Origin of the sequence: Bradyrhizobium canariense (assembly GCF_900105125.1) — a bacterium.
In the GTDB taxonomy this organism is placed as follows: Bacteria; Pseudomonadota; Alphaproteobacteria; order Rhizobiales; family Xanthobacteraceae; genus Bradyrhizobium; species Bradyrhizobium canariense_A.
Genome location: NZ_LT629750.1, coordinates 2,538,217 through 2,556,890, shown reverse-complemented (window position 1 = coordinate 2,556,890; position 18,674 = coordinate 2,538,217). Strand labels below are relative to the sequence as shown.

The window sequence follows — 18,674 nt, the reverse complement described above, 5'->3', positions numbered from 1 at the left end:
ACGAACTTTTGGTTCAGGACACTAGCTTCTCACCGCGTTGGTGCCGATCACGACCTGCGCAAAGCGTGGTGCGCCGTCGGCGGCGAGATCGGGAGTGATCGGACGCGCGCGATCGAGTCCCACTACGGCTCCCCGCGGGGTTTCTGAAATCACATTGGTGTTCACGAGCACCGTGCCCGCGCCCGAGGCCACGGATACGCCGATGCCGACGAAGGCTTTGCGGATCACGTTGCCGGATATCACGACGTCGCGCAGATATTTGCCCCAGCCGGTGATGATCCCGAATGACGGCGCATTCTCGATTACATTGCCGGTGACCGAACTGTCGGCCTCGACATAGATACCGACGCCAGCGTCATCATCGGGCGCGGTGCCGATCGGCCGCTTCGGCAACAGATTGCGGATGAGATTGCCCTGGACCACCGCAAGGCGTCCGCCCTCGTTGAAATTGCAGACGGAGACGCCGAACGCTGCGCCATCCACGGTGTTGTTGGCGATCACGGCACCCTCGAACGAAAATTCGGAATACAGCGCCACTTCGCGAACGTCGCTGACGCTGTTGCCCGTGATCTGGATGTTGGAAGCCGAATTGCCGCGCACGGCCGAATAGTCGCAGTTGCGGATGCGATTGCCGCGCACGATGACGTTGCCGGCGCGAAATGCGTTGATGGCATTGCCGTATTGTCCGGAGCCGCCGGGGCCGGCCTTGATGTCCTCGATGCGGTTGTCCGCCACCAGCGTGCCGTCGTCTCCAATGGCGGTACGCAGAATTTCGATGCCGTTGTCGCTGGTACCGACAATGGTGTTGCGCGAAACCGAGAGTCCCTGCGCGTCGAATGAGACGATGGCGGTGGAGGCTGTATGGGTGATGATATTGCCGCTGACGTCGCCCGAAACCTGCTCGAACCAGACGCCGGCTCCGCCGCTGCCTGTGATCTCGCAATCGACAATGCGGATGTCGCGTCCGCCGAGGCAATGCACCAGGCCGCGCCGGGGCGGCAGCGGAACGCCGCCGCCATCGAGTGTCAGGCCGGTCAGGCCTACACTTCCAGCGCCTTCGCCCAAAAGCATCGACGCGCCGCCGTTGAAGACGAGCTTGGTGGCGCCGCGCACGCCGACAAGCTGGGTGCCGTTCTGAAGATGGAGCATGCCGGTGCGATAGACGCCCGGCGGCAATGCGAGCGGCATCTGCGCGCGCGTGGCTTCATCGATCGCGCGCTGCAAGGTGCGGGTCTGATCGTCGGGATTACCGGGCCGGACGCCATACTGGGTGGCGTCACGTCCAAGCACAGATGTCAGCGGCGCTGCGTGCGCGGCATCCGGCGAGATCGCTAACGCGCCCGCGACGCCGGTAACGGATGCCCCGATGAGATGGCGGCGGTTGACGTCCATGATCGCGCTTTCCGGCGGCGACGCGAGAGGCGTGGCCGTGACGTTGAAGTAACGCAGAAATGCGGCCTGGCGTCGTAAAGGCGAGGGCAGGAAAGGCGGATTGTTGAGGGTAGGGTTAAATTTTTACCTGTTCCAGCAAGCCGCGAGAGGCGGAAATCACGCAGCCTCGCGGACCGCCTCACGCGTCAGCTTCACCATTTCCATCAACATCGCTTCGCCGGCATCGACCAATTCGTCGAGCGTGATGCGGGAGGTGCCTTTTTGCCGTGAAGTCTCGTCGCGCGCGAGCAGGGGGACGTGAACGAACGAAGCCAGGCGCAGCCCGCCATCGGCATGGACGGCCTCGATCGCGCGCCAGCTCAGATAATTGCAGAGGTAGCTGCCGGCATCGCGCGATACGCGCGCGTCGATCCCGGTGCCCACGGCCGCCCGCAGCAGTTTCGCGGTATGCGGGCCGAACATCATGGCGTCCGCGCCGCCGACGATCGCGCCTTTTCGCGCACGGTTGCGGTCCGCATCGGGGAATAGCGTCGTGACGGCGTTGCGGGCTCGGGTTTCGATCCGGACATGGGCTGTGCGGTCGGCGAGGCCGAACATCAACAGCGCCTGCGGGCGAAGTTGAGCGATCAGCTTGGGCAACTCGCGGTCAACCGTGTCATAGGTGACGTGAAAAATATGACTTGTCAGTTGGACGCTGCTAAAAGCGGGGCGACGGAGTTGAGTGAGCCGCTTCACCAGTGGCATCGTTGGATTGAATGGCGCACCGGGAAACGGACCGAAGCCGGTCAAGAGAATGCGCAGCTTTTCGTTCACTTCAGCATCTCCGCGATCTGCTCCGCCGCGACCGCCGGCGCGATGCGGCCGTCAGCGACTTCTGTTTCGGTTTTTTTCACTTTGGCGCGGATCGCCGGATCGGCGCGCAGCCGCGCCATCATCCGCTGCTCCAGCATCGACCACATCCACTTCACCTGTTGCTGCCGCCGCCGCGCGGCGAAATCGCCGGATGCATTCATCGCGGTGCGGTGATCGAGGATTTTGTGCCAGAGCTCGGCGATACCAGTACCGGTCAACGCCGAATAGGTCACGACCGGCGGGTGCCAGTGCTCGGAGCGGGCGCTGAGGATGTGCAGCGCGCTGCGATACTCGCCCGCCGCGGCATTGGCGCGCTTGATGTTGTCACCGTCGGCCTTGTTGACCGCGATCATGTCGGCGAGTTCGACCAGGCCCTTCTTGATGCCCTGCAACTCGTCGCCCGCGCCCGGCAGCATCAGCGCCAGGAAAAAATCCGTCATGTCGCAGACGGCGGTCTCGGATTGCCCGATGCCGACGGTCTCGACCAGCACCACGTCGAAACCGGCCGCCTCGCACAGCAGCATGCCCTCTCGGGTTTTCGCCGCGACGCCGCCGAGCGTGCCTGAGGCCGGCGAGGGCCGGATATAGGCGTTGTCGGAAGCCGAGAGCCGCGCCATCCGCGTCTTGTCGCCGAGGATCGAGCCGCCAGTGCGGGCGGAGGAGGGGTCCACTGCGAGCACGGCGACCTTGTGGCCGCGTTCGATCAGGAACATCCCGAGCGCGTCGATGGTGGTGGATTTGCCGACCCCGGGCGAGCCGGTGATGCCGACCCGTATCGCCTTGCCGGTGTCGGGCAGCAGCGCCTGTACGAGATTGCGCGCCGCGGCCTGATGATCGCCACGCCTGCTCTCGATCAGCGTGATCGCACGCGCCAGCGCCGCGCGGTTGCCGGCGCGCAGCTCTTTTGTCAGTTTGCTGATATCGAGTGGGTTGCGATCAGTCATTGCTGGTCGTCATCGTCGGCCTTGGCCCGTTCACCGCCGAAAATCCTCTCGCCTTCCGGGGTGAGATACGGCTTCAGGGTTGCCCACGGCACGAACGCGACATATTCGCCTTCCACATAGGGACCGACCGCGTAGGGCGGATAGTGAAACGTCAGGCCCGAGCTTTTGCCTGCCTCGGTCGAGGGCGCAAACGTCACCGCGCCGATCTTCAGCAGTTTGGGTTCGAGGCCCTTGTACCACTCGGCCGTGGCGGTCTCGGTGGCTTCGCGTTTCTTCTTTTCGGCATTCAGCGACGCAATCACGGCTTTCAGCATTGCGTTCATGGTCGGGCCGTTATCGGCGGTTTCAGTGAAGAACGGCCGGATGCTGATGCGCTTCTTTATCGTGGTGTCCCACAGGATGGTGTCAACATCTCTATTCGGGTGCGCGCCGTGGGTATCCATGTAGTCGGACCGGATGATGCTGACATAGCGATCGCCGACAACCGAGCGGACGCCGTATTTGCGCTCAAAATCCCAGCCGCCGTCCCGAAACAATTGCGGGTCTTCCTTGCGCGAAGCCGCAGCCTCCGCGGCATTCTTGTCGATCCACTTTTTGCCCTCGGCCAGGCAATCTGCCGCCAAGGCCGCATCCGCCTTGATCTTGTCATCGAGGAACACGCTGGCCTCGACAGTCCTGTTCTTGATCGTGGCATCGGCGGCAAGCGCTGCGGCTGGTAATATCCAGCAGGCGACCGCGGCAACGAAACATATTCTGCGAGCAGACGTGAATGCGGCGCGGTGCACGGAAAATCCTTTGAAATAATTGCCGTCGGGTATGGGCTACTCCGCCGCCTCGCTATGGCCCAGCCGCGCGTTGAGCTTGTGGATCAGCTCTTCAGCGGCGTCTGCAATGACGGTGCCCGGCGGGAAGATCGCCTCGGCGCCGGCCTTGTAGAGCGCGTCGTAATCCTGCGGCGGCACCACGCCGCCGATGATGATCATGATGTCGTCGCGGCCCTGCTTCTTCAGCGCGGCTTTCAATTCCGGCACGGCGGTCAGATGCGCTGCCGCCAGCGACGATACGCCGAGGATATGCACGTCGTTCTCGACCGCCTGCCGCGCCGCTTCATCGGCGGTCGCAAACAACGGCCCGATATCGACATCAAACCCGACATCGGCAAAGGCGGAGGCGATCACCTTCTGGCCGCGGTCGTGGCCGTCCTGGCCGATCTTGGCCACGAGAATGCGCGGCCTTCGGCCCTCGGCATCCTCGAAGGCATCGATCAATGCCTGCACTTTCTCAACCCGGTTCGACATGGTGGACGCCTCCCGCTTGTAGACGCCGGTGATGGATTTGATTTCAGCGCGGTGCCGTCCGAACACTTTTTCCATCGCATCGGAAATCTCACCGACCGTGGCCTTGGCGCGCGCGGCATCGATCGCCAGCGCCAGAAGGTTGCCATTGCCTTCACCGGCGCTTCGGGTCAGCGCCGCCAGGGCCTCGTCGACATCCTTCTGGTTGCGCTCTTTTTTCAGCCGCGACAGCTTGTCGATCTGCAACCGGCGCACGGTGGAGTTTTCCACCCTGAGCACGTCGATCGGCGCTTCATCCACCGGCTTGTATTTGTTGACGCCAATCACCGCCTGCCGTCCGGCGTCGATCCTGGCCTGCGTCTTGGCGGAGGCTTCCTCGATCCGCAATTTCGGGACGCCGGCCTCGATCGCTTTCGCCATGCCGCCGAGCGCCTCGACTTCCTGGATATGGCCCCATGCCTTGGCGGCGAGATCGCGGGTGAGGCGCTCGACATAATACGAGCCGCCCCAGGGATCGATGATGCGGGTGGTGCCGCTTTCCTGCTGCAGGAACAGTTGCGTGTTGCGCGCGATCCGGGCCGAAAAATCGGTCGGCAAGGCCAGCGCCTCGTCGAGTGCGTTGGTGTGCAGCGATTGGGTATGGCCCTGTGTCGCTGCCATCGCCTCGATCGTGGTGCGCATCACGTTGTTGTAGACATCCTGCGCGGTCAGCGACCAGCCCGAGGTCTGGCAGTGTGTGCGCAGTGACAGCGAGCGCGGGTCTTTCGGGTTGAACGGCTTCAGGAGCTTGGCCCACAACAGCCGCGCCGCCCGCATCTTGGCCACTTCCATGAAGAAGTTCATGCTGATCGCCCAGAAGAACGACAGCCGCGGCGCAAAGCGATCGACGTCGAGACCCGCCGCAAGGCCGGCGCGAAGATATTCGACGCCGTCGGCCAGCGTATAAGCGAGTTCGAGATCCTGCGTCGCACCGGCTTCCTGCATGTGATAGCCGGAGATCGAGATGGAGTTGTATTTCGGCATTTTTTGCGAGGTATAGGCAAAAATGTCGGAGATGATCCGCATCGAGGGCACGGGCGGATAGATGTAGGTGTTGCGCACCATGAACTCTTTCAGAATGTCGTTCTGAATGGTGCCCGAGAGTTTTTCCGGCGGCACGCCCTGTTCCTCGGCGGCCGCAACGAACAGCGCGAGGATTGGCAGCACCGCACCGTTCATGGTCATCGACACGCTCATCTGGTCGAGCGGGATGCCCGCAAACAATGTGCGCATGTCGTAGATTGAATCGATCGCCACGCCGGCCATGCCGACATCCCCGGAGACGCGGGGATGGTCAGAATCGTAGCCGCGGTGGGTCGCCAGATCGAACGCCACCGACAGGCCCTTTTGTCCGGCGGCGAGATTACGTCGGTAGAAAGCGTTGGAATCTTCCGCCGTGGAGAAGCCGGCATACTGCCTGACCGTCCAGGGCTGATTGACATACATCGTGGGGTAGGGGCCGCGCAGGTAGGGCGCGATACCGGGCCAGGTCTCGAGGAAGTCGATGCCTTCGAGATCGGCTTCGCTGTAAGCGGGTTTTACCGGGATGCCTTCGGGCGTAAGCCACGGTTCGGCCCGGCCTGTGGGATCGGCGCGGGCTGACTTTTCAAACGCGATATTTGCAAAGTTCGGTATGCGGCTCATGGCTTTCCATCATAGCACAGGTGGCGCGAGCAGGCGCCACCCTCAGTCGTGGTCCGGATGCTGGTGGCTGACGATGTCGTTAACTTTGTCCGGCCCATAGTTCTGCAGCGTGGTCTGGCTCGGCAGATTGGCGATCGCAACGACCCAGCCAAGCCGGGCTTCGGTTCCATATTGCCGCGTCGGCACCAACCGGTCGGGACGGTCGAAGGTGCCGGTCATGATCTCGATCTTGGGGCCGTCGATCCGGCGAAAGGTCAGGGGCGTGCCGCAGGCGGCGCAGAAATCGCGCTCGGCGAGCGACGATGAGCGGAATGCTGACGGCTTGCCCCGGGTCCAGGCGAAGTCGGCGCGTTCAATCTCGGCGAAAGAGGCAAACGGTGCGCCGGATGCCTTCTGGCACATCCGGCAATGGCAGATGCTGATCTTCACCGGCGGCGCCGATAGTGCAAAGCGAACGGCGCCGCATTGGCAGCCGCCGGTCAGAACGGGTTTGCTCGCCGCGGTCATGTTCACTCCATCCGCCGATAGGCTTCCCGAAGCGTCGCCAGTGCATCGCCGCCGGCGAAGATGAAATCGCTGACACCGGCGCCGCGCATCGCGGTTTCCTGCTCGCCGGGCCGGCCTGCCAGATAGATATGTTTCGCGCCGGCCGCTTGAAGGGCTTTTGCGGCCGCAGCGGCCTTGTCGGCGTACAGCTTGTCGGATGAACAGAGGCACACCAATGCCGCGCCGGAAGACGAGAACGATGCGGCGAGGGCAGCCGGATCGGTAAATCCGTCGCTGCCGACCGCCTCGATCCCGCCGGTCTCAAAGAAGCTTTTGGCAAACGTCGCCCGTGCGGTGAAGTCGGCGGCCGTCCCCAGATTGGCGAGAAAGACCCTTGGCCGCGCACCGCTGCGCTTCAGCCTGGCGTCCGACTTGTCCCGCAACGCTTCGAACGGCTCCGCGAGCCGCATCGGCGCCAACGCGTCGAATTTGATGTTGGTCTCGCCATCCGGCGCAAGCGCGGCTGGCTTCGCGTCGAGCACCGTGACATCGGTCTCGTGCAGGTTGGGAAATTCGCTGGCGCCGGTCAGCACCGTCTTGCGTTTGGCGATATCGGTCTCGCGCGCCGCCCGTGTCGCAGCCACCTTGCGCTGGATCAGGCCTTGTTCAAGGCTTGCGAACACGCCGCCCGCTTGCTCGATTTCCTGAAACAACAGCCAGGCCGCTTCGCACAATTGTTGTGTCAGGGTTTCGATACCGCCGGAGCCGGCCGCGGGGTCGGATACCTTGGCGAGATTGGATTCTTCCAGCAGCACCAGTTGCGTGTTGCGCGCCACGCGACGCGCGAACGGGTCAGGTAATCCCAGCGCCAGCGTGTGTGGCAAGACGGTGATGGCGTTGGCGCCGCCGAGGCCGGCCGAGAACGTCGCCATCGTCGCGCGCAGCATGTTCACGTAAGGATCGCGCTGGGTCAGCATTCGCCATGCGGTCTGCGCGTTGACGAAGATCGGCTTGGGCGCCAGCCCGCAGGCTTGTTCGATCCGCGCCCATAGCAACCGCAGCGCGCGGAATTTCGCCATTGTCAGGAACTGGTCGGCGTCGGCACTGAGCCGGAACGACAAAGCGGAGCGGGCGGTGTCCAGCTCGATGCCGCCAGCTTCCAGCGTGCGCAGATAGGCGACCGCGACCGCGAGCGTAAAGGCCAATTCCTGGGCTTCCGATCCGCCGGCATCGTGCACCGGGCGGCCATCCGCGAGCACGAACGGGCCCTTGAAGCCGCGGCCGATAAGGCCGCGGATCATCTTGGCGAGCGGCTTCTCCATCTCGGACCATGAGGCCACTGCCGCGCCACGCGTGGCGATGGTCGTCAGCGGTTGGTAGTTGAAGTGAATGTCTACTTTTGTGGGATCGAAGCCACCGGCCATAACAAGGTCGGCCAGGTTCTCACCGGCATTTTGGCGTCCAAGCACCGGGTTGAGCGCGATCATGATTCCAGCGTCGAGGACGACGCCGTCAAATACGTGCGCGATTGTTTCGGCAGATGCATCCGCAATGCCGAAGCCGCGCGCGCCCGGCCCACCGGCGAACTCGACCTCGAGGCCGGTAGCGCCGTTTTCCAGATCCTGTAGCGCCTGCGCATTGGCCCGCGCCGCGTCCGGATGATCGATCCGCTGCATGATCCGCCACGGCGCGGCGGCGGCGCGGGCAGCGATTGGCGCGGCGTCGCGGCTGCGCCGATAGATCGGTTCGATCCTCAGGCCGTCACGGGTTTTGCCGACCAGCTTCTCGAACGGCGCGCCCTTCAGCACGCCATCGACCAGCTTGCGCCAGTCGTCGTAGTTCGCCGGCGCAAAATCCGCGGCCAGCCGCAGGTCGTCAGTCTCGGATGTCATTCGGCAGGGGGCTCCCTTCCGGCCGTTCTTATAATTGGGCGGAAATTGCCACGTCGGGGCGGCCAAGCCAAACGGTTGTTTTGAGCCCGGTTAACCCGAGGCGTTGGTTGCAGGATCCGGCAATCGCTCGATGCCCTCGGTTGATAGCTCCGCCAGCGCCGCTCTCACATGACGGCCGCCGATCAGGCGATCGGGCACGATTTCTGCCAGCGGCACAAGCACGAAGGCGCGTTCGAATAGCCGAGGATGCGGCAGCGTCAGTTCCGGCTTCTCGAGCGAAATGTCGTCATAGGCGATCAGGTCGAGGTCGAGGGTGCGGGGGCCCCAGCGCGTCTCTTTGGCGCGGTCGCGGCCGAATTTCTGTTCGATCTTGTGCAGCGTAAACAGCAGCGCGTGGGGATCGAGGCTGGTTTCGATTTCGATGCAGGCATTGATGAAGCGGGCTTGCTGCTCATCGCCCCATGGCGGCGTGGCATAGTCGGACGAGCGAGCCAGCAGCGCGGCCTGAGCCATGCCGCAGATATTGGCAATTGCCTTTTGAAATGTCGCGCGGACGTCCCCGACATTGCCGCCAAGCGCGATCAGGACGTCCGCCATGTCAGGATGATTGCCGCGTGCGGGTCAGGATCACGCCGACATCGTCGAAAATCGCCGCGATCGGGGCGTGCGGCTTGTGAACGGTGACCTTGACCGTGTTGATGCGGGTAAAGGCGGCCAGGATCGCGTCGGCGACGGCGCCGGCGGCGCGTTCGAGCAGCTTGTAATTGGCGTCCTTGAAGGCTGCCGTCGCGGTTGCCACCACATTGGAATAGGAGACGGTGTCGGCGAGCCGATCGGTGCGCGAGGATTCCGACAGATCGGCCGAAAGTTCGAGATCGATCACGAAGCGCTGCCCAACCTCCGTCTCGTGCTCCATCACGCCATGGCGGGCATGGATGACAACGCCGGTGATGAAGATCGTATCGGTCATCGCTTGTCCTCGATCGCCGCGGTCACGCGCAGCGATTGCACTGTTTCGGCCACATCATGGGTCCGAATCATCCGCGCGCCGCCCTTGGCCGCGATCAGGTGCGCCGCAAGCGAGCCGCCGAGCCGTTGATGCGGCTCCGACGGGGTGATCTGATCGATGAAACGTTTGCGCGAAGCGCCGACCAGAAGCGGCAGGTTGAACACTTTGAGCTCGCTCAGCCGCGCCAGCGCAATCATGCTCTGCTCGTGGGTCTTGCCAAAGCCGATGCCGGGATCGAGCACGATGTGATCGGCCGAAATGCCGGCCTTCGCGGCGATGTCGAGCGAGCGTTCAAAGAACGAGGCGATGTCCTTCATGATGTCGAGGCCGGCGTCGGCGCTGTCGCGATTATGCATGATGATAACAGGTGAATTGCGCGAAGCCACCAGCCCGGCCATGCCTGGATCGCGCTGCAGTCCCCAGATGTCGTTGGCGATTACCGCTCCTGCATCGAGCGCCCAGGCGACCACCGACGATTTCATGCTGTCGATCGATACGGGAATTCCGAGCGTGACGACCTCAGCCAACACCGGTCGCAGGCGTTTCAGTTCTTCTTCGGCCGAGACCGGTTGCGAGCCGTAGGGCCGGGTGGATTCCGCGCCGATATCGATGATATCCGCGCCCTCGGCGACCATCCGCCGAGCCTGTGCCAGGGCGCGCTCTGGTGCGATGAATTGTCCGCCATCGGAAAATGAATCCGGGGTCACGTTCAACACACCCATGACCGCCGGATATGGCCGCGACAGCAGGGTCTGCAGCACCGGATGATCTGCCGGGCTGGCCGGAGGCACGGGTCTGGACGTGGTCGCGATCATATTGTCGCTTTGCGCGGTCCGTGCTTGGGAGTCAAGACGCCACGGCGCGGCTGTAACCGCGCCGGCCAAACCGTTTGAACCGGCCTGATCTACAGGCTGGTCCTGTCCAATAAGTAAACTTTTAATAGGTGATTTTGGGCTGAAGCTTGCGAGCCTGCGCGATCAGTTGCTCGACTGACCTTTCCGAAGGCAAAACGCGCACGAGTTTGCGCTTGGTATTCACTTCTCTCATGTTCTGCGCCAGCCGTGCCGGGTTGCGCAGCGCCAACTCACGAACCGTGGTGACGCCGGCGGCGCGCACCAGTCCGACCTTGGCCTTGCCCATGCCGGGAATCCGCATGTAGTCGGAGACGTTGGCCCATTCGAGCAATTGTTGTTCGCTGATGCCCGTCTTCGCGGCAAGCGCCTTGCGCCCTTTGACGGTACGGGTGGCCTCGAGCAGCGCGTCCGTGGTGCGGATGCCAAGCGATTTCAGCTTCGCAGCGGTAAAGGCGGTCAGGCCGTCAATCTCGGAAATGGAATATGTCATGGTACTCGATATGAAAAAGGTGCTTCAAGCGAATTGGCTAAGGCCCGGCGTCCCCGCGATGATCTTGCCCATCTCATCGGCCCCGATTTTGTCGCGGCCGAACCGGAAAAGTTCACGCGCGATGTTCTGAATGTCGCTCATGCCCAAGCCAAGCCCCATCAGCTTGGTGCCGACCGCCATCAGGCCACCGCCCATCAATCTGCCAAGCCCGCCGCCACTGATCGAGGCCGCGATGGCGGCTTCTGCGCCGGGAATGTTGTCGATCAAGGCCTGAACTTTGTCGGAAGGCCCCTCATTACGAAGGAAACCCAGGATGATGCCGACGGTTTTTTCGGCGACGACGCCATCAATGCCGGCTTTGACAGCCAGCTGTCCTACCAATTCGTCCATATGACCCCGCCCTCAACCGGTTGCTTGCCGGATCCTTGATTGTGTTTTTATCTTGATCTTCTGCACTGCGAATTACAAGCGATCAGCGCCGTCGGAAAGCCGATCGAGTGGCAAGTGTTGCAGCAATGCAAGAGTTGACGCGACGCTAGCGCTATGTTGTCGCACGGCGCACTTCGTTTTGGAGGCGAAGTCACGTTTATATCCGCCGAAAGTTTCAATCCATTTCCAAGTTGCAGTATAGTTATGCCGGCAGCGCGGAAATCGTGAAGCGCGCGTAGAGGCGATGCAATGGTGACGTCCGACAGCAAGATGACCGATACCGACGAGAAGATTTTCATTGGCAAGGGTGAACAGCCGGCCTGGTTGACGTTGGCGCTCGGCAATCGGCATGGCCTTGTCACTGGCGCGACCGGAACCGGCAAGACCGTGTCGTTACAGGTGATGGCTGAAGGATTTGCGCGTGCCGGTGTTCCGGTTTTCGCGGCAGATATAAAGGGTGACCTTTCGGGTATTTCAGAAGTCGGGGAGGCCAAGGATTTTCTGGTCAAGCGCGCCAGCGATATGGGCCTCACATTTCAGCCCGACCAGTTTTCGACGGTGTTTTGGGACGTGTTCGGCGAGCAGGGCCATCCGGTGCGTGCGACGGTGACGGAAATGGGACCGTTGTTGCTGTCGCGGATGCTGGATCTGAACGATGTTCAAGAGGGCGTTTTGAACGTTGCGTTCCGCGTTGCCGACGATAACGGTCTTGCACTGATCGATATGAAGGATCTTCGTGCTCTCCTGGATGCGATCGTTCCGGACGCCGGCAAAAAGGACAACGATCCGCTGGCCGCGATCCGCAAGGCCGCGCAGGGCTTCGGCAATGTTACGCGGGCGACAGTTGGAACCATCCAACGCCAGCTTCTGGTGTTGGAAAACCAGGGCGGAACGAAATTCTTCGGGGAACCGGCACTATCGTTGAAGGATTTCATGCGCACCGACCGCGATGGCCGCGGCATGGTGAACATCCTGGTCGCCGACAAGCTGATGCAGAGCCCGCGGCTATACGCGACCTTCCTGCTGTGGATGCTATCAGAGCTGTTTGAGGAATTGCCGGAGGTCGGCGATCCGCCGAAGCCCAAGCTGGTGTTCTTCTTCGACGAGGCTCATCTGTTGTTCAACGATGCGCCCAAGGCGCTGATGGACAAGATCGAGCAGGTGGTGCGGCTGATACGTTCCAAGGGTGTCGGCGTCTACTTCGTGACCCAGAATCCGGTCGACGTGCCCGACAAGGTGCTCGGCCAATTGGGCAACCGCGTGCAGCACGCGTTGAGGGCCTTTACGCCGCGCGACCAGAAGGCCGTCGCGGCGGCGGCGCAGACGTTCCGGCCCAATCCGAAGCTCAACACCGCCCAGGTCATCATGGAATTGGGCAAGGGCGAAGCGCTGGTATCGTTTCTCGAAGGCAACGGTACACCGGCGATGGTCGAGCGCGTCATGATCCGGCCACCCTCGGCGCGGATCGGGCCGATCACGCCGGAGGAGCGCAAGGCGATTATCGACAATAGCCCGGTGAAGGGTAAATACGACACGGCCATCGACGCCGAGTCCGCCTATGAGATATTGCAAAAGCGCGTCGCCGGAACCGCAACCACAGCGGACGGGTCGGCCGGCGGGGGCGGGATGCTTGGACATCTCGGCGCGATCGTCGGCTCGATCTTCGGCACCAACGTATCACGCGGCAGATTGTCGACCGGTCAGCTCATCGCGCGCAATGTTACGCGCTCTGTTACCAACCAGGTCGTTGGTGGGGCCGTCGCCGGTCTCGGCAAATCGGTCGGCGGTTCGATTGGCGGTTCGGTCGGCCGCGCGCTGGTGCGCGGCGCGCTCGGCGGCCTGCTGCGACGATAGTCATTGTTTTGCCGCAGCGTGATCATCCCCTGTTTTCCGGAAAGTCGAGTGTGCTGAGATATCCCTCGTTGCGAGCGCCGCTCGATATTCTGTTCCTGGTCTGCTGTATCGCGCTGACCGCCGACGTTCTCGCTCCTGAGATCTGGGGGCATGGCAAGACAAAGGATTACCCGCTCTGGTTCTGGGCCGGGCAGCAGGTGTTGCAGGGAAAGAACCTCTATCCCAGCGACCCCAAGGCCTATTTCGAATTCATCTATCCGCCGCTGCCTGCGGTCCTGCTCGCGATACCCAGTTATTTCGGCAAGCTCCCGCTCTACACCTGTCTCTCGTTCGTGAACGCAGTCGCATGGTGGATGACGTCCCAGCTCTCCAATGCGATGACGGGATCGGGGCGGATACCCAGTCCGTGGCTTTTTGCGTTGCCGGGCTTCGTTACGGTGTCCTTTGTCTTCGACATGTTTGATCTCGGCCAGCCCAACCTCATGCTGCTTGCGATGATGTTGTACGGGTTCTGGCTGCTGCAGCATGAGCGTCCCTGGATGGCGGGCGGCATGTTTGCGCTGGCGACCGCGATCAAGGTTTTCCCCGTGGCGGTGTTTCCCTATCTTGTTTGGCGAAGGCACTGGACCGCGGCGGCGAGCATGGTCGTCTTGACCGGAGCGTTTCTGTTCCTGGTTCCGGCTCCCGTACGCGGTTTCCAGCACAATATCTCCGAGCTGAAGACCTGGTATCAGGGCATGGTTGGAACGAGCTCGGAGAAGGGGTTCGGGCAGCGCGATGAGCAGAACTGGTCGTGGGTCAATCAGTCCATCATCGCAATGACGCATCGGCTGACGCGCCCGGTCAACTACAATCAGGATGATCCCGCCAAGCCGCCGCGCTTCATGAACTTCGTCGATCTTGATTTCAAGACCGCAAACTGGATTGTGGTCGCGATATCGCTCCTGATCGGGCTTGGATACATCGCAGTGATGCCGCCTCGGGCGCGCCGGACCGCTCGCTCGGATGCCGAAGAACTCGGGCTTCTGTTCTGCCTGATGACGGTGGCGTCGCCGCTGGCCAGGCAATATTATTTCATGTGGCTGTTCTTTCCGATGACCATCCTGATCCACCGTGCAGCCTACGACACACGGGTTGCGGTCCGGGCAGGGACCTGGGCGGCGCTGGCGGTCGCGGGATTGCTGCTATGCCTGTCGCTTCCCATTTTCCCGGATGACCTGCAGGCGTTCGGGAACAACCTCGCTGCAACTGCAGTGATTGCCGCAGGATTGGTCTGGCACATCCTGCATCCGCCCTCGGACGTCGTGCCGAGCTCTTTGTCTCCGGCATCAGGCGCGCTACAACCAGATATGAAAGCGTAGCTCCGGCTCACCAGGGGAACATCGGAAATGTCCAGCACCGCGCAACTGCAACCGGTCCTCGACCGCATCGATGCTGATTTTGATAACAGCCTGGAGCGGCTTTTCGCGCTGCTGCGGATCAAATCGATCTCGGCCGATCCCGCCTTTGCCGGCGACTGCAAGGCGGCGGCTGATCATCTCGCCAGGGATATCGCAACGCTCGGTTTTGCGACCGAGGTCAGGCCAACGGCCGGTCACCCCGCTATCGTCGCCAAAGCGAATGGCAGCAAGGATGGGCGGCCGCATGTGCTGTTTTATGGGCACTATGATGTGCAGCCGGTCGATCCGCTCAATCTCTGGCATCGTCCGCCGTTCGAGCCCGCCGTCACCACCCACGCCGACGGACGAAAGATCATCGTCGCGCGTGGCGCGGAGGATGACAAAGGGCAGTTGATGACATTCGTCGAGGCCTGCCGGGCCTGGAAGTCGGTTGCGGGTTCGCTGCCGGTCGACGTTACCATCGTGATCGAGGGCGAAGAGGAAGTCGGATCGAAGAACTTCGTGCCGTTTCTTGAGAGCAACAAGGAAGACCTCAAGGCGGACTTCGCATTGGTTTGCGATACCGGGATGTGGGATCCGAACACGCCGGCAATCACCACCTCGCTGCGCGGCCTCGTATACGAAGAGGTGCGGATCAAGGCCGCCAATCGCGATTTGCATTCCGGCATCTTCGGCGGCGGCGCGCAAAATCCGATCCGGGTGCTGACCCGCATTCTCGGCGGCCTGTTTGACGACGACGGCCACATCACCATCCCCGGGTTTTACGACGGGGTGAAGGATTTGCCGCCGGATATTCTGGCGCAATGGAAAAAACTGAATCTGACACCGGAGTCTTTTCTCAAGCCAATCGGTCTTTCGATTCCCGCCGGCGAGAAGGGGCGCTTGCTGATCGAGCAGATCTCCTCGCGCCCGACCTGCGACGTCAATGGCATCATCGGCGGCTATACCGGCGAGGGGTCAAAGACGGTGATTCCGGCAGAGGCTTCCGCGAAGGTCTCGTTCCGCCTGGTCGAAGGGCAAGACCCCGCTAAAATCCGCAAAGCGTTTCGCGACTACGTGACCGCGCGGCTGCCTGGAGATTGCAGCGCCGAATTCGGCGACCATTCCAGCGCACCTGCCATTGCGCTCGACTGGAATATGAAGCCGCTGGCAGCCGCCAGGCGCGCGCTGACCGATGAATGGGGCAAGGAGGCGCTTCTGATCGGCTCGGGCGCATCGATCCCGATCGTGGCGGACTTCAAGCGGACGCTCGGTCTCGACACCGTGCTAGTCGGCTTCGGCCTGGAAGACGACAACATTCATTCGCCGAATGAAAAATACGACCTCAAAAGCTTTCACAAAGGCATTCGTTCATGGGCGCGAATTCTCGCCGCCCTGGCCGAGATGAAGGGATAGTCGAGACCGACCGGTCGATGATCGTCTTCAGAAAGTAAAAACGCCGCCCTGAATTGGGCGGCGTTTGAATTCGAAGTGCAGAGGGTGTTGTAGCCGACACTACACTTGAAATGCGAAAGTTTCAATTCTTGTAGCTGGGGTCGAGGCGATCGAGCTTGCGCAGCAGCGGCGGCCAAACCAGCGTGGTCGAGCGCAGCTCCTGCCGATCGGGGTTCGAGAGCACGCTGGTATTCTTGTCGACGACGGCCTGGTCGACGGGATAGGCGGTCGGCCCCAGCATCCGGGTGCGCACCTGCATGGTGCAGGCCCGTTCCAGATGGAACATGCGCTCGAAGGCGGACGCGACCGAGCGGCCGACAGTCAGCGTGCCGTGATTGCGCAGCAGCATGTGGTTCTTGTTGCCGAGGTCTTTTTGCAGGCGCGGGCGCTCGTCGTGATCGAGCGCGATGCCTTCATAGTCGTGATAGGCGAGATCATACGTGACGAGCTGGGCGGTCTGGTTCAGCGGAAGCAGTCCTTCCATGCAGCTCGAAACCGCGGTGCCGTCGGGCGTGTGCAGATGAAGCACGCAGCCGGCATCCTCGCGCACTTCGTGGATCGCCGAATGGATTGTGAAGCCGGCCGGGTTGATGCTGTATTGGCTCTTGGTGAGCTGATTGCCGTCGAGGTCGACCTTCACCAGGCTCGATGCGGTGATTTCATCAAACATCAGGCCGTAGGGGTTGATCAGGAAGTGATGTTCCGGTCCCGGCACGCGCGCGGAGATGTGGGTGTCGACCAGATCGTCCCAGCCATAATGCGCAATGAGGCGATAGCAGGCTGCGAGATTGATCCGTTGGCCCCATTCGGCCTCCGTCATTTCAGACGGCACTTCCTTCAGGCGTGCTTCCGCTAGCGACATGACCGGTTCTCCCGTGAATGGTTAGCTTTCGCCACAAGACTAGTCCGGTGACGGGTTCCCAGCAAGGCGCAGGGCCGGCGTGGCAGTCATGCTGGTTAAGCGGCGGTGCCTGCGTCTAGGGCGCCGGAATCGCCAGCAGGCTGGAGATGCTGCGCCCGCGGATATCGTAGACGCGCGCGAACACCACGTCGTCGCGCTTGATCTCCACCATGACCGGTGCCGTCAGGCCCTTGCAGTAGAACTCGCCGAGCGTCATCGCGAAGTCGGCGGCGTGGCTGTCCCAGCCGATCGTGAAGTCGGGACCGAGCGCGACCTGGGCGGGCCGCTGCGGGCCGCATACCGCGACCTTCCACTTGCGTCCGCGCGGCGGCACTTCCTGCCGTTCCGCCAGTTCCTCGCGCAGGCTGTCAGAGGCCTGCTTGAACGCAAGGCCCCAGTAGTCGAGCATGAAGAGATCATCGGCAGCGCGAACCGTTCCTGCGATATGGTTGAAGTGGGTGTATTGGTAGGGGTGCAGCCGGATCATTTCGGTGAGCGGTAACATCAGGCCAAACACGAAGACAGCCAGGGCGGCAGGCTGCCAGCCGCGGCGGTTTTCCTTGAGCCAGTTCATTCCCCATGCGAATGCGACACCCGCGAGCGCCGCCATCGGCGGAATGACGAAAATAAAGTGGCGAATGCCGTTGTAGAGTGCGGGGCGCTTCACCATGGCAATCGTGATCGGCAGCGTCGCCGCGAGGGTCAACATCAGGAAAACGGACTTGCGGCGGCCCGTTACATCGTCGCGCGTCAGCGCGACAAATGTGCCGATGACACCGGCAATCGAAAGGCCGAGCAGTACTTCGGGCATCTGCAGCGCGAACAGGGTCGGCAGATACGACCAGGGCATATCCGGCACCGACACCAGCGCGCCGTCGAACATTTCCTTCCAAGGTTTCTCGAAGAAGGTTGAGAAATAGGTCAGCGCCCGGAACGGATTGGCCGGCTCGATCACCGACCACGGCCAGATCAGGCCCATGACCAGGTAGCCAAAGATCAGACTGGGCAGCAGCACATAGGCGACATGAGCAATCCGCCTGCCGGCTTCACGTGCACCTTGGGTGCGAATTTCCCCAGCGAATAGCGGGATGCAACCGATCACCGCATACAGCAACGCCAGTCCGCCCAGAACGCGTGAGCCAAGCGACAGGCCGGCGCCGAGACCGACGAGGAGGACGGTGCGCGGCGAGGGCGCCGGATATTCCTCGACGAGGCGGACAAGGCCCAGCATCAGGACGACCATCGCGACCGCGAATGGCGCATCCTTCGGGTTCATGAACATGTGCCCGTAGAAGGTTGGGCACAGCGCCAGCAGCAGCAAAGCAGCGAGCCCGGCGAGCGGACCGCCGACGCGCCGGCCCAGCCGCCACGTTACCGCCAATCCGATCATGCCGACGACGGCGCCGATCAGGCGGCGGGTTTCAAACAATTCGAGCGGGATGACCTTGTGCAGCAACGCAGCCGCCATGTCGAAGCCGCCGCCATACATATAGAGATTGGCAAAGGACAGTGCGCCGGTATCCCTGAACCCGGAACCGTACATGCGCAGCAGCAGATCGGCGTATTCGGCGTGGGTGTAATCGTCCCAGCCTAATCCGTAATCACGAAACGTAAGGCTCGCGATCAGGCCGACCGCGGCCAGCACAAGAATGGCGAGATCGTCACAAGTCCTCTCAACCGAGCGCCGTGAGGGCGTATCGATGACCGACGTCGTGATGGATGACATAGCTATTGGTGACCCGGCGTCCCTAATGGCCCT

At 62.2% G+C, this 18,674-nt stretch carries 17 protein-coding genes; 3 read left to right on the top strand and 14 right to left on the bottom strand.

Annotated features, from left to right (window positions below):
- Positions 1-21: 21 nt before the first annotated feature.
- The 12 genes from BLV09_RS12310 to BLV09_RS12255 form a co-directional block, all read right to left on the bottom strand.
- Positions 22-1,392, bottom strand: coding sequence for a TIGR03808 family TAT-translocated repetitive protein (locus tag BLV09_RS12310; protein WP_146687480.1), 1,371 nt, complete (start codon positions 1,390-1,392; stop codon positions 22-24).
- A gap of 156 nt (positions 1,393-1,548) precedes the next feature.
- Positions 1,549-2,205 carry a pyroglutamyl-peptidase I gene (locus BLV09_RS12305; protein WP_100380793.1) on the bottom strand — a complete coding sequence of 219 codons (657 nt, stop codon included), beginning with the start codon at positions 2,203-2,205 and terminating at the stop codon, positions 1,549-1,551.
- Positions 2,202-3,188, bottom strand: coding sequence for a methylmalonyl Co-A mutase-associated GTPase MeaB (meaB, locus tag BLV09_RS12300; RefSeq protein ID WP_146687479.1), 987 nt, complete (start codon positions 3,186-3,188; stop codon positions 2,202-2,204). Before meaB ends, BLV09_RS12305 begins: the two co-directional genes overlap by 4 nt.
- On the bottom strand, positions 3,185-3,940 hold the full coding sequence (locus tag BLV09_RS12295) for an RsiV family protein (protein ID WP_146691088.1): 756 nt from the start codon (positions 3,938-3,940) through the stop codon (positions 3,185-3,187). Before BLV09_RS12295 ends, meaB begins: the two co-directional genes overlap by 4 nt.
- Positions 3,941-4,009: 69 nt before the next feature.
- Positions 4,010-6,166, bottom strand: a complete 2,157-nt coding sequence (scpA, locus tag BLV09_RS12290) for a methylmalonyl-CoA mutase (RefSeq protein WP_146687478.1) — start codon at positions 6,164-6,166, stop codon at positions 4,010-4,012.
- Between the two features lie 42 nt (positions 6,167-6,208).
- Positions 6,209-6,673 (bottom strand): GFA family protein, encoded by a 465-nt coding sequence (locus BLV09_RS12285; protein ID WP_146687477.1) that lies wholly within the window; start codon positions 6,671-6,673, stop codon positions 6,209-6,211.
- Between the two features lie 2 nt (positions 6,674-6,675).
- Positions 6,676-8,544 (bottom strand): methylmalonyl-CoA mutase subunit beta, encoded by a 1,869-nt coding sequence (locus BLV09_RS12280; RefSeq protein ID WP_146687476.1) that lies wholly within the window; start codon positions 8,542-8,544, stop codon positions 6,676-6,678.
- 90 nt (positions 8,545-8,634) lie between these two features.
- A complete protein-coding gene (gene folK, locus BLV09_RS12275; protein WP_146687475.1) occupies positions 8,635-9,141 on the bottom strand; it encodes a 2-amino-4-hydroxy-6-hydroxymethyldihydropteridine diphosphokinase in 507 nt (168 codons plus the stop codon).
- A 1-nt stretch (position 9,142) separates the two neighbouring features.
- A complete protein-coding gene (gene folB / locus BLV09_RS12270; protein WP_100380799.1) occupies positions 9,143-9,514 on the bottom strand; it encodes a dihydroneopterin aldolase in 372 nt (123 codons plus the stop codon).
- Complete coding sequence (folP, locus tag BLV09_RS12265) at positions 9,511-10,368, bottom strand: dihydropteroate synthase (protein ID WP_146687474.1); 858 nt, start codon at positions 10,366-10,368, stop codon at positions 9,511-9,513. The genes folB and folP overlap by 4 nt, the downstream gene beginning before the upstream one ends.
- A gap of 121 nt (positions 10,369-10,489) precedes the next feature.
- Complete coding sequence (locus BLV09_RS12260) at positions 10,490-10,897, bottom strand: DUF4332 domain-containing protein (protein WP_100380801.1); 408 nt, start codon at positions 10,895-10,897, stop codon at positions 10,490-10,492.
- A gap of 24 nt (positions 10,898-10,921) precedes the next feature.
- Positions 10,922-11,287, bottom strand: coding sequence for a DUF2267 domain-containing protein (locus BLV09_RS12255; protein WP_146687473.1), 366 nt, complete (start codon positions 11,285-11,287; stop codon positions 10,922-10,924).
- A gap of 288 nt (positions 11,288-11,575) precedes the next feature.
- Here BLV09_RS12255 and BLV09_RS12250 point away from each other — a divergent pair, with 288 nt between their 5' ends.
- From BLV09_RS12250 to BLV09_RS12240, 3 genes are read left to right on the top strand one after another with little or no spacing between them, the layout of a single operon-like run.
- Complete coding sequence (locus tag BLV09_RS12250; protein WP_146687472.1) at positions 11,576-13,180, top strand: helicase HerA-like domain-containing protein; 1,605 nt, start codon at positions 11,576-11,578, stop codon at positions 13,178-13,180.
- 50 nt (positions 13,181-13,230) lie between these two features.
- Positions 13,231-14,541: a glycosyltransferase family 87 protein gene (locus BLV09_RS12245; protein ID WP_244549059.1), complete on the top strand. Its 1,311-nt coding sequence runs from the start codon at positions 13,231-13,233 to the stop codon at positions 14,539-14,541.
- Positions 14,542-14,568: 27 nt separating this feature from the next.
- A complete protein-coding gene (locus tag BLV09_RS12240; RefSeq protein WP_146687471.1) occupies positions 14,569-15,975 on the top strand; it encodes a M20/M25/M40 family metallo-hydrolase in 1,407 nt (468 codons plus the stop codon).
- A 121-nt stretch (positions 15,976-16,096) separates the two neighbouring features.
- Here BLV09_RS12240 and BLV09_RS12235 read toward each other — a convergent pair whose 3' ends face one another.
- Complete coding sequence (locus BLV09_RS12235; protein ID WP_146687470.1) at positions 16,097-16,876, bottom strand: class II aldolase/adducin family protein; 780 nt, start codon at positions 16,874-16,876, stop codon at positions 16,097-16,099.
- Positions 16,877-16,991: 115 nt separating this feature from the next.
- Positions 16,992-18,641 carry a glycosyltransferase family 39 protein gene (locus BLV09_RS12230; protein WP_146687469.1) on the bottom strand — a complete coding sequence of 550 codons (1,650 nt, stop codon included), beginning with the start codon at positions 18,639-18,641 and terminating at the stop codon, positions 16,992-16,994.
- Between the last annotated feature and the right edge of the window lie 33 nt (positions 18,642-18,674).